The sequence below is a fragment of the Yersinia sp. 1652 StPb PI genome, assembly GCF_041538345.1.
Taxonomy (GTDB): Bacteria; Pseudomonadota; Gammaproteobacteria; order Enterobacterales; family Enterobacteriaceae; genus Yersinia; species Yersinia enterocolitica_E.
In genome coordinates, this window is sequence record NZ_JAULSM010000001.1 from 3,466,378 (window position 1) to 3,478,188 (window position 11,811).

Below are 11,811 nucleotides of genomic sequence, written 5' to 3' on the forward strand. Positions count from 1 at the left end.
GCTTAGAATTTCAAGCTATCAGCAATCTCTTCTTCACTTTCAACCTGACGATCTATCTCGCTCTGCGCCTTATTGGCAATTATTACGAATGGCAGATACATCAATGTCGCTATACCTAAGTTGAATAAACTTAATAACATCGCGGCAATGCTGCCGTTGGTATTGAAGAAGGCACCTAAGCCGACTGGCATGGTCCACGGCGCAATATTGGTGATTGGTGGAATAAGGCCGGTGTAATACGCCACTGAAGTGATAATTGCTAATACCGGTTGAACCAAGATGAACGGAATAAAGAACAGCGGGTTCATTATGACCGGCAAACCAAATAGGATAGGTTCATTAATCTGGAAAATACTAGCCGGTGCACCCAATTTTGCTACCTGACGATAGTCTTCACGGCGAGAAGCAATAAAGATGGCAATAACCAGTCCAAGTGTTGCGCCAGTGCCTCCCAAGAAGATATAGGAGTCAACAAACGGCTTAGCCCACATATGGAATTCTTTACCGGCAGCCAGCGCCGCAGCAACAGAACCATACTGGGTATAGGTTGCGACGTTCTCCAATGCAAATGGCATCATAATGCCACTTTCCAGTGCAGATAAGGCCATCGCACCGTGTATCCCGAAGAACCACAACAGCGAGGAGCACATGACATACACCCATCCCACAACACTGCCCATTTTCGACAACGGTGCTGAAATGGTGTCCATAATGATCTGGTGGAAGTTGGTGCCATGCAATCCAAGGGCATAAGCAATCACGCCCATGATGGAAAGAATGATAAACCCGGGAATCAATGCAGAGAAAGAACGGGAAACTGATGTCGGCACACTGTCTGGCAGGCGGATAACCCAGTTACGTCGCACGATAAAGGTAAAGAGCTCTGCAACCACCAAACCGATGATGATACCGGAGATGATATTCGCCCCTCCCAACCAATTAGCCCCGACGGCATAGGCCTCGCCAACACTGTATGGCGTCACGGTCATAAAGGCAGCAATTGCCAGCAGAGCCGCAGCCAGAGGATCGACCCTTTTCTCTTCAGCCAACGCCATACTGATAAAAAATGGCGTCATTAACGACATAATACCGAGAGTACCGTTATAAACGTTGCCGCCTATCGCTTTAAAACCATTGAGCATAGTAATGGTATCGGCATCTAACCGTACGCCCATTGAGAAAAAGAACGACCCTTCGCCAAAACTTAAGAAAACGTTGTTGATCAGTACAAACATGGCACCCGTCAGGGTTAACGGCATCAGCCGAATAAACCCATTCTTGATAGCATTAATGTGTTGCTGTCTGCCTATTTTAATAGCAAAAGGCAAGATGACCCTTTCCAGAGAATTAATAAATGCGCTCACAGTGCACCCCTTATTGTTTTGCTTTTTTTATTGCGGCTACGGCAGCTTTTAATACCCCCAGACCGTCGACTTTGCCGTATAGGAGCGCGTCGATCACTTCAACTGGTTTATTGGGGAACATTTTTGCAACTTCAGGCAACATGTAAGCGATTTGTGGTCCTAACAAAATGACATCTGCTTGGGCACCATGTTCTGCGGCCAGGGCCTCGGGGTAAGCATTGATAATCACTGGCACCTCATACTTCTCTGCTTGTACTTTCATTTTGGAAACCAGTAGCGAGGTAGACATACCGGCTGAGCAAAATAGATAAATTTTTTTCTTTTCCATACCCAACACCTTTTGATGTTCAAAAGACACACGTTAACTGTATGCCAGTGCAATGGTGAATTCCCTTTATCTGTACTTTATCGTGCCCCTTGCCCAGCCCCATTGTTTCTGGTTGTCGGCAGTATATGGCGTTGATAGTTAAGACAGTAATTCAACTACTCATATAATCGTCTCTAATTGACTTTTCACATTGATGCTCTTCACATTTCTAAGCAAATGCAATGTGATGTTTATCGCAAAATTATGATTCTTTTTCTCGGCGAATTAAGTTTAATGTAGTTATATATCATTAAGTTAATGATTATTCACTCATCAATGATGGATTTCTCGTACTCGCAATAGCCATGAGTGGCTGGCAGCATCATTAATTAGGACACCTTATCGGTTTGCAGAATTGTCTGAACTTAACCTTTGCCACTTTTTCGTCTGCTCAGCTTGTGAGCTTTTTTTGTGAAACGAAATCGGAATGCACTCCTCAGCATGGGACTGGCTACAGTAATATAGTCGCTGATTTTAATGGTGTTATTCGCTGACTTGCCCTTAATACTCTAAAGTTAACAGTTGTTGGCATTTTAAAGGAGCAACTGATGACAATATTGGGAAATAGAACACTGGGCTATAGCTTGAGTGCACTGTTATTTAGCGTATTTGTTTCGATGACCGCCCTTGCCGCTCCGGCGGTGACCGTAACGGAATTACAGGATGGATTGGATCATCCATGGTCACTGGCATTTCTGCCTGATAATGGGGGAATCTTAATCACTGAGCGTTCTGGGCAATTACGTTTATGGCAAGCAGGGAAGCCACTATCAGAACCTTTAAAGGGGGTACCAGAAGTCTATGCCAAGGGGCAAGGTGGTCTGCTAGAAGTGGCATTATCACCGACATTTTCTCAGGATCGCCGTATATACCTAAGTTTTGCTGAAGTGGGTAAAGAGGGTAAAGCGGGCACCGCCGTGGGTTATGGCCATCTTAATCCTCAGGGGACAGCCATTGAAAACTTCAAGGTATTCTTCCGCCAGCAACCCAAATTATCTACCGGTAACCATTTTGGTGGCAAATTAGCCTTTGATAAACAAGGCCATATCTTTATTACTCTGGGCGAAAACAATCAGCGCCCTACGGCTCAAGACTTAAGCCTACATCAAGGTAAAATCGTACGTCTGACACTTGATGGTAAGGTAGTAAAAGATAATCCATTTGCCAATAAGTCTCCGGCAAAGCCAGAGATCTGGTCCTATGGCCATCGCAATCCACAGGGTCTGGCGCTTAACCCATGGACTGAAGTGATGTGGGCTAATGAGCATGGTCCTAAAGGCGGCGATGAAATCAATATCCCACAGGCCGGGAAAAACTACGGCTGGCCATTAGCCACTCATGGTGTTAACTACTCAGGTTTAGCTATTCCAGAGGCGAAAGGTACCCATGTCGAGGGTACCGAGCAACCGGCATATTACTGGGAGAAATCACCCGGTATCAGCGGCATGGCCTTCTATGACGCTGCCCGCTTCCCCACCTGGCAACATTCACTATTTATCGGGGCATTGGCACAGAAAGAGTTGATTCGCTTGCAGTTGGATGGCGACAAAGTGATTGCAGAAGAGCGTTTACTGGGTGATCGCGGTGAGCGTATCCGCGATGTCCGGGTCGGGCCAGATGGTTATGTCTATCTGCTAACTGATGAGAGTGACGGTAAACTACTGAAGCTAGGGCTGGCAGCGGACTCATCACCCAAAGCAAAATAAGGGTTTTGCCCCTAAAAAAGCCGGAGAACATCTCCGGCTTCTCACGTTATCACCGGTTAGCGGTCCGAAGAGGCCTGCCATAAATTAAGCTGCCCCTCGGCCACATGCTGATCAATCGCACGTAACTCTTCTGCACTGAAACTCAGGTTAGTCAGGGCTGCACAGTTTTCCTCCAACTGCTCTGGGCGGCTGGCACCGATCAATACCGAGGTCACACGATTATCTTTCAATAACCAGCTCAATGCCATTTGTGCCAATGATTGCCCACGTTGTTGAGCTAATGCATTCAGTGCCTTGATACTGCGCAAATTGGCGGCTGATAACATATTTTCCTTCAACGAGCCGCCCGCTTCTTTTTTCATTCGAGAATCATCGGGAATGCCATTGAGGTATTTCCCGGTCAACAACCCTTGAGCCAATGGGGTAAAAGCAATACAACCCACCCCCTGTTGCTCCAGCGTATCTAACAAATGAGTCTGCTCAACCCAACGATTCAAAATATTGTAGGAGGGTTGATGAATAAGCAGCGGAACCTTCCATTGTTGCAATAGCTCAACCATTGTGGCGGTACGCTCAGAAGAATATGAAGAAATCCCCACATAGAGAGCCTTGCCACTTTGTACCGCCTGAGCCAGTGCCGAGGCGGTTTCTTCCATTGGCGTATTTTCATCTACACGGTGCGAATAGAAGATATCAACATAGTCCAGCCCCATACGCTGTAAGCTTTGATCCAGGCTGGCAAGCAGATATTTGCGCGAGCTGCCCGCACCATACGGGCCAGGCCACATGTTATAACCGGCTTTGGTCGAGATTATCAGCTCATCACGGTAAGGCTTAAAATCGTCGTGCAGCAATTTACCAAAATTTTGCTCGGCAGAGCCAGGAGGTGGGCCATAGTTGTTGGCCAAATCAAAATGAGTAATCCCCAGGTCAAAGGCTTTGCGCAATAATGTACGTTGTGATTCTAATGTATTGTTAAAACTGAAGTTATGCCACAGCCCAAGCGATAACGCCGGAAGCTGCAAGCCACTTTTTCCACAAAAACGATATTGCATTTGGTTATATCGGGAAGGGTCTGCTTGGTAGGGCATGATGGCTCCTGTCTCTGCTTATCGGATTTTTGAAACGGCATTTCTATTTTAACGCCATCCTTTGTCCCTGCAAGTGATACCCCCCACGCAATCGGTATAAAGTTCTATCGTTGGCAGCAATAGCAATATAGTTTCACTAGAGAACAATACAGAGGATGAACTATATTAACTTCCGGTTATCTTGTTCGCCGATCTTCATTTTATTTATATTAGTTCCGCTGATTAAACTCGAATAAAACATAATACTTAAGGCCGATAACTCGCCATATCCGAACGATCCCGTAATTTATTTATACTACAATTATTCTTATTCTGACGAATTACCATTGAGGGGGTTGTTATGACGGCAATCGATGTAATGTGGGTTGGATTTGGTGGCGGTATCGGATCACTTTTACGTTGGTGGATAGGGCTGAGGGTTGGCAAAATATATCAAGGTAATTTTCCCCTAGGTACTTTTTTGATTAATATTTCTGGTGCATTTGTTATTGGATATTTGAGTATTCTCTTTAGTGTTGACTGGCGTGATCGCTATGGTGATTTAATCAATGCAGCGGTACTGACCGGTATTCTTGGCGGTTATACCACCTTTAGTAGCATGCAATTGGATGCAGCAAAACTGGCCACTGCTCGTGGTAGAGCAATGGCTGCCGGATATTTAATTATTTCTGTCATCGTCGGTCTGGCGGCAGCGGCATTGGGTGCCTGGTTGGCTTATTAATCAGAGGAAAATGTTATGCTAAATCTTATTATTTTAGTCTTTGTTGGTGGTGCTTTTGGTGCCATGTGTCGCGAGTTTATTATGTTATCCGTGCCGCGACTGGCCGACGGCTTCCCAATGGATATTTTTGTCGCCAACATTATTGCAGCATTTTTATTAGGGCTGGCTACCTCTTTATTTAAAAAAGATAAAATTAACCAATATGTGCATTTGATGGTCGCAACCGGGATCATGGGCGGTCTTTCAACCTTTTCCAGTTTTGTCTTTGGTGCGGTCGAAATGATGAAGAACCCTGGCGGAATTTTAGTCTCAATCTGTTATTTGGTCGCCAGCCTGATCATAGGCTTCATCGCGGTTGAATTAGGTTTGATGGTTGGCCCTAAAGAAAAACCAAAAGACCCACATGCAGCTACCCAATAAATACTCTCCAACAATAAAACACCCTCAATGCTGAGGGTGTTTTTGTGTACTACTGCAGATTAAGCTCGCCAGATCAGTCTAATTTCTGACAGTTACCAAAGAACATTTCCGTAATAAGATCGTTATTAATGGTATCGCCATTCAGAGTCCTAACCAGTAGTTCACTGCCAAGCAACGGCAATGAGAACACCATATCAGGATTTACCCGTTTAACTTTTTTCATATTCTGGCTTTCATTCACTAATGCCAGCGTCTTGGTGGACTCACCCGCAATTTCTTTGGCCGCTAAAATGGTAAAGGTATTATCAGCATCACTGTTACATAAGGCGATAATATATTTTGCTTTAGCCGCACCCGCCAGTTGCAATGTCGCAACCGATGATGGGTCGCCCTCGATAATATCTGCATCGGAAGGAAATTCATGCTGGCTACCGACGGCGCAAACCACAGTAACCTCATCACCCCGGTCACGTAGACCATTATAGACATTCAGTGCCAGGGAGTTGGTACCGACAATAATAAAATGATTTTTACGTTCCACGTGAGAAATCCTACCTTTAACTATACGTTTGATATTATTACTGATCATCGGTCCGGCAATGGAAGAAATTGAAGCAGCAAAGACCGTTATACCGGAAATAATCACCGTAAGAGTAAACATCCGTGCCAGCGTAGAATGAGGAATAATATCCCCGAATCCCACTGTCGACATACAAACGATCGCAAAATAGAAAGCTGTAGGTAAATCGGTAACGGCCGGAGCAAACTCATCCCCCATATAGAGCGTACCGAGCATGCTATAGACGATCAATGATGCAATACTGACGACCGCAAAGAAAGTACCGCTGCCGAGGCTGTGATAATCAAAATCGCGCCAATAAAAAAGCAAGGCAACAATAATCACAAGAGAATAAGTCGTCAGCGTATTATGATCTTTAAGAATAAAGAGATTGATAGCAACGATAGTAAACAGCAATAACACGGTGAAAAACCATGCAATGCGGGTTCTCATCGAAAGTGCGATTGCCATCAATATCAATACCAGACCGATCATAAATCGAGGAATTTCAAATAATTCAAGAAAACTTAATGCCTCCTTCCATGTACTGAAATTGTTTACAGCATCGGTTGAATGAGATATCGCCCGCAACAGCACTGGGCTTAAGACCAGATATCCATTTATTGCCACCAGAATAGCGAGGCAAAGTGGTATCGAAACTTTAGACTTAATTTCCTGTAATATTTTCATCAATAGAGTGACTAAAATTGTTATAGGTGAATTAAGTATAGATAAAAAACGAGAAAAATCATGGTTAAGTAGAATTATTTTTGATGAAAATCAAATAATAGTTGTATTTAATCGTGGGTTATTTGCTCTCATTTGTAGCCACCTAATATTCACGGGATGTAATTAAAACAAAGTAGTAAAATAACATTCATTACCATTCCTGGATAGATTACATCCATAATATATAAAGCCCACTTTACACATTGTAAAGTTATCCATACTGAATGACCAATCATATAATACGTTTAATTATTGGCATTAATGCTATTAATATATAATAATACAGCCGCACTCAGGAATAGAACATTGTCCTGAGTCGCCATAGTTGAGTGATATACATCACCCTTAGTTTAACTTTGTAAATATTCAATGATATTTGACAAATAAATAAGGAAATAAGCATGTCCTTCAAATCACTTCGTAATATTGCATTGACTGGTTTACTGCTTTCCGCTGCCGCAACAACCTTTGCAGCAACATCTACAACCACTAAAGCAACGGGCACGACCCCGAGTGATATGACCTGCAAAGAATTCCTCGATCTGAATCCTAAGTCATTTACTCCGGTTGTGTATTGGGTATTGAATGATGATACTCAATATAAGAAAGGCGATTATGTTGATCTGCAAGAAACTGATACTGTCGTGACACCGAAGGTAGTTGAAGTATGTAAGAAAGCACCTGAAAGTAAACTTTCTGAAATTAGACAGGATATTGTAGGTTTCGCTAAGAAACATATGTAACTTGTAGGTGCGCAACGTTAAACACAGAGTCACGAAGTAGATAAGGCGCTAATTAACTTTAAATGTTTAATTAGCGCCTTATTTTTGTGACAAATGTAAAGTTAACGACTAACACTCAACTTATCATAACCTCGCACATAATAATTAACAGCCGAAATTATCCAGCATAATATAAACATGCCTATTATCCAGTAACCAATCTCGCCTAAATTCTCACTAATATTATTAATCGGCGTCCAGACTCCTCCGGTTAAATTCATTTTATCTGCAATCAATCCTAACGCTTCAATCCCACCGATAAAGAAAGCGATAATAACCGAAGCTGCCGTAATGGTAATATTATAATACAATTTTCGCACCGGTTTAGAGAAGGCCCAACCATAGGCACCAATCATGACAAAATTATCGAGTGAGTCGATCAATGCCATACCCGCTGCAAATAAAATTGGGAATACCATAATGGACCACAAGTTCATGCCATGAGTAGCACTGGCGGCAGAAATCCCTAACACCCCCACCTCGGTCGCCGTATCAAAACCCAAGCCAAATAAAAACCCCACCGGATACATGTGCCAACTTTTATTGACCATATTAAATACGCGTCTGAAAACTCTGGCCAGCAGCCCCCCATTGTTGACGACTAAAAGATCCAGTTCTTCTTCTTGATAAACATGGCCCGCTTTGACTTGTTTAAATTTTTTATACACTGAAAGCAAGATAGTTAAATTGAGAAAAGCGAATAGTAATAAAAATACCGATGACACCAGCGTACCAATCAACCCACCGGTTTCATGAAACCACGCCATATCATCTTTAAATGCCATCGCCGTCGCGGCAATAGCCAGCGAGGCTAATATCACAATAGTAGAGTGGCCGAGCGAGAAAAAAGTCCCGACAGCAATCGGCGTTTTACCTTGTTGCATAAGTTTGCGAGTAACATTATCGATAGCCGCAATATGATCCGCGTCAACAGCATGGCGCAGGCCAAAACTGTATGCCAGAAAAGCCATCCCCATCAGTACTGCATTATCATTAAATTCGGTAAAAGCCCAAACCCAAGCTAACCCATTAACTACCAGCAAACCGATAAGCAGATAGATGGCGTGGCGTTTGGTTTGCTGATTACCAAACGCCACTCTTTTTTCTGTCACTGTCGTCATGTTCGCACTCCAGATTATTTTCAGCCGTATAGCGATCAAATGTTCAGAGCAAAACGTCCAGAGCGGAATAGTTATTGTCGATGTGCTGGCATCACATCTTTATTCGGAACTAAGAACAGCCATGAAGCTAAAACAAACGGCATGGTCAGTGTTGGAATACCAATCGGTAACAATAAGGTATTCAGCGCCCCCTGAACCAATACGGTAAATATAACCCCCACAATGGTGTAAGCCAGAACACGCCAACTGGGTTTATTAAAGGTCGAACCCAGTGCTATCGCGGTCAATACCGCACTGAAAGCATAAAGCCCGGCGTTAATATCATGGGGATTAGCATCCAGAAAAGCGGCGGTGAGGATGGCTAATATCGCACCACAAACGGCAAAAATAGCCGCCCACAAAGATTCCACCGCCAATCCGATAACAAATAGAATCCCCCCGACCAGACTACTGAATAAGAATACCTGAGAAATACCGTTAAACATGCTGACAAAAGTATTGCCGCCACCAAAGATGCTCCCAGATTCCAATATAAATTGATGTGGCAAAGCCGGTGTGGGTAATGCGCTACTGTGCAAACCGCTAAAGGCGTAACTTGCCAGCAGAATCATCCAAGTGGTGAACACGAAGGGAGCAGTTAATGCCGCGACTTTCCAGGTTTTTAAAATATCGGCAATACACACGGTGGCGATTACCGACACGATACTGCCCAGCACAATGCAAGCCCATACCACCGGAGTTGCCATTAAAAATGTCGGGAGAGCCGCGCCAACCAAGCACCCATTATAGCCATATAACCCTGCCCGCCATGATTTACGGTCACGCATGGTTAAACCGGTAAGGGTGGCAACCACCGTACCTAACACACAGCCATAGGCAACAGCCGGGTTACCTTCACCATAAGCACCGACAAATATGGCGATAAAAAAGAATAGCCCGGTGAGTGGATTATTCTGGAACATTACCTGAGCACAGCCACGCAGAGTTGTATCAATAAATTCAATAAAAACATTCGAAGCGGCCAGTTGTGTCCAGCCAGATTGGTTATCTGTTTTTGCATTCATTATCTTTACCCTTCTTACTTGAAGCTGCAGCGGTGTTAGCTGCTCTCACGCACCCGAATCACTTACTGATGTAAGCTCATCGGGATTCATTCGTTTGCTGCCTTGCTGCAACTCCAATTAATTTGGGTAATACCCTTCTAGCTTGAAGCTGCAGCGGTGTTAGCTGCTCTCGTTACTCGCCCATCCTTGGGCCTCGCCTCCATAATGTTGATTACCCAGCCTGAGTATTAGCGCCACAAAAACTGCGCCGGCAGCGTGATACCAAGAATCTCCTCACGAGCTATCTTCCAGAACTGGCGAATCTCCGCCTTCACTCCGCCGCTGTCGATACCCAGTGCTTTAAACACTAAACCACAGTCATTAGGTAAGCGTGTTGCCCCACTGGCGATACCGGCTTTAATGTCAAAATGGGCCGCCACCCGAGCCAGAATGCGGTCATGATGCTCTTTCGGGGTTAATAAAATCACGTTGCCGAAAGCATCAAATGTTTGCATCACACCAACAGCATCAAGACTCTCTGACTTCGGCTCCAGAACATATTTCTCAACAAACAGCTCTTTTCCTGCCAAATCATGGGCCGCCACTTTCGACGAATACACATCAAAGCCGAACCGTTCTTCGGCATGATGGTATTTACGCCCTGACATCAGTATTTCTGAATAAATTGCGGTTGCCGTCGGATGAATATTAATAGTGGTATCAGTAATAAAACGTGAATTACGGTGTGGGATCAGCGGGTCCGGCATAAACTCCAGATAGCCCCCCTCTTCCACGGTGAAATTCTGTATCTGCGAGGCATAGTTCGCATTCATCATATGAACTTTGGTGGCCGACTGTGTGGTAACATGCGCGCAAGCTCCAGCCTCCACATGTATATCGGTTGCCAGCCGGTCCCCTTGTAAAATACACCCCGAGGTCGAAATCATGGTGACGCAAGGTAATTCAGGCATTTCTTCATCCCAGTACAGTGCTTTTTGTACCATCGATGGCACCCGTCTTTCCATTTCGGCCAAAATACTGCGATGCTCACGTTTGGCAAATCTCAGTTTGAGATAACCACTTTTCCCTACGGCCCCGCTACGCATCTGCACCGGTTCATCCTGATATTTCGCTAATTCCGGCGCGTTAACACCTAATGCGTGAGCGCGAACCCGTGAAGGTGTCTCCACGATATTCTGGCTCTGCGATGTCATGCATTTGCTCCTTCAGGCTGTACGTGAGTAAACAGAAAATCACGCATAATCATATCCACCAGCTCTTCAATCCCCTGACCGGTTTTACAGTTAGTCAAAATATAAGGGCGCGTACCACGCACCACTTTGGTATCACTTTCCATCACATCCAAACTAGCGCCGACATAGGGGGCAAGATCAATCTTATTGATGACCAGAATGTCTGCCTGAACCAGTCCAGGACCATTTTTGCGCGGAATTTTTTCCCCTTCAGCCACATCGATAACATAGATATAGAAGTCAGCCAGTGCCGGGCTGAAAGTCAGTGTCAGGTTGTCACCACCACTTTCAATCATAATCAGATCACTGTCCGGGAAACGCTCTTCCATCTCTTCTACTGCGGCAATATTCATGCTTGGGTCTTCACGCACCGCGGTATGTGGGCAGGCACCAGTTTCGACCCCAAGGATTTTCTCTTCATCCAAAATGCCTTTCAGGGTACGTTTCACCTGCTTGGCATCTTCTGTTGTCACAATGTCATTGGTAATAATCAGTGGCTTAATCCCCCGTTTAATCAGAATCGGGGTGATCACTTCGATGATGGCGGTTTTACCTGAACCTACCGGGCCACCAATACCAATGCGGGTAATCTTTTTGCGTTTATCGGTTGAATGGCTATTCACGGGGTAATCCTCTTAATTTTGATCTGGCTTTA

The 11,811-nt window shown here is 44.5% G+C and carries 12 protein-coding genes; 4 read left to right on the plus strand and 8 right to left on the minus strand.

Features of this window, described 5'->3' with window-relative positions:
* Positions 1-2 precede the first annotated feature (2 nt).
* Both chbC and Q2T71_RS15780 read right to left on the minus strand, forming a co-directional pair.
* Positions 3-1,364: a PTS N,N'-diacetylchitobiose transporter subunit IIC gene (gene chbC / locus Q2T71_RS15775; protein WP_083163081.1), complete on the minus strand. Its 1,362-nt coding sequence runs from the start codon at positions 1,362-1,364 to the stop codon at positions 3-5.
* A gap of 10 nt (positions 1,365-1,374) precedes the next feature.
* Positions 1,375-1,692, minus strand: coding sequence for a PTS sugar transporter subunit IIB (locus Q2T71_RS15780; protein ID WP_005276021.1), 318 nt, complete (start codon positions 1,690-1,692; stop codon positions 1,375-1,377).
* Between the two features lie 587 nt (positions 1,693-2,279).
* On the opposite strand from Q2T71_RS15780, the gene Q2T71_RS15785 reads away from it, so the two are divergent.
* Complete coding sequence (locus tag Q2T71_RS15785) at positions 2,280-3,437, plus strand: PQQ-dependent sugar dehydrogenase (RefSeq protein ID WP_372559709.1); 1,158 nt, start codon at positions 2,280-2,282, stop codon at positions 3,435-3,437.
* A gap of 56 nt (positions 3,438-3,493) precedes the next feature.
* On the opposite strand, the gene mgrA is transcribed toward Q2T71_RS15785, so the two are convergent.
* Positions 3,494-4,528, minus strand: coding sequence for an L-glyceraldehyde 3-phosphate reductase (mgrA, locus tag Q2T71_RS15790; protein ID WP_372559710.1), 1,035 nt, complete (start codon positions 4,526-4,528; stop codon positions 3,494-3,496).
* A 340-nt stretch (positions 4,529-4,868) separates the two neighbouring features.
* On the opposite strand from mgrA, the gene Q2T71_RS15795 reads away from it, so the two are divergent.
* A complete protein-coding gene (locus tag Q2T71_RS15795) occupies positions 4,869-5,249 on the plus strand; it encodes a CrcB family protein (RefSeq protein ID WP_372559711.1) in 381 nt (126 codons plus the stop codon).
* Positions 5,250-5,264: 15 nt separating this feature from the next.
* Positions 5,265-5,669 (plus strand): fluoride efflux transporter CrcB, encoded by a 405-nt coding sequence (gene crcB / locus Q2T71_RS15800; RefSeq protein WP_372559712.1) that lies wholly within the window; start codon positions 5,265-5,267, stop codon positions 5,667-5,669.
* A gap of 73 nt (positions 5,670-5,742) precedes the next feature.
* Here the strand turns inward: crcB and kch are convergent, their stop codons facing one another.
* On the minus strand, positions 5,743-6,918 hold the full coding sequence (kch, locus tag Q2T71_RS15805) for a voltage-gated potassium channel protein (RefSeq protein WP_083163071.1): 1,176 nt from the start codon (positions 6,916-6,918) through the stop codon (positions 5,743-5,745).
* 440 nt (positions 6,919-7,358) lie between these two features.
* Here kch and hdeB point away from each other — a divergent pair, with 440 nt between their 5' ends.
* Positions 7,359-7,700, plus strand: a complete 342-nt coding sequence (gene hdeB / locus Q2T71_RS15810) for an acid-activated periplasmic chaperone HdeB (protein ID WP_372559713.1) — start codon at positions 7,359-7,361, stop codon at positions 7,698-7,700.
* Between the two features lie 101 nt (positions 7,701-7,801).
* Here the strand turns inward: hdeB and Q2T71_RS15815 are convergent, their stop codons facing one another.
* The 4 genes from Q2T71_RS15815 to ureG form a co-directional block, all read right to left on the minus strand.
* Positions 7,802-8,860 carry a HoxN/HupN/NixA family nickel/cobalt transporter gene (locus Q2T71_RS15815; RefSeq protein WP_083163067.1) on the minus strand — a complete coding sequence of 353 codons (1,059 nt, stop codon included), beginning with the start codon at positions 8,858-8,860 and terminating at the stop codon, positions 7,802-7,804.
* A gap of 71 nt (positions 8,861-8,931) precedes the next feature.
* On the minus strand, positions 8,932-9,924 hold the full coding sequence (yut, locus tag Q2T71_RS15820) for an urea transporter (RefSeq protein ID WP_372559714.1): 993 nt from the start codon (positions 9,922-9,924) through the stop codon (positions 8,932-8,934).
* Positions 9,925-10,151: 227 nt separating this feature from the next.
* Complete coding sequence (locus tag Q2T71_RS15825) at positions 10,152-11,117, minus strand: urease accessory protein UreD (RefSeq protein WP_372559715.1); 966 nt, start codon at positions 11,115-11,117, stop codon at positions 10,152-10,154.
* On the minus strand, positions 11,114-11,779 hold the full coding sequence (gene ureG / locus Q2T71_RS15830) for an urease accessory protein UreG (protein WP_005188826.1): 666 nt from the start codon (positions 11,777-11,779) through the stop codon (positions 11,114-11,116). The genes Q2T71_RS15825 and ureG overlap by 4 nt, the downstream gene beginning before the upstream one ends.
* Positions 11,780-11,811: the final 32 nt, after the last annotated feature.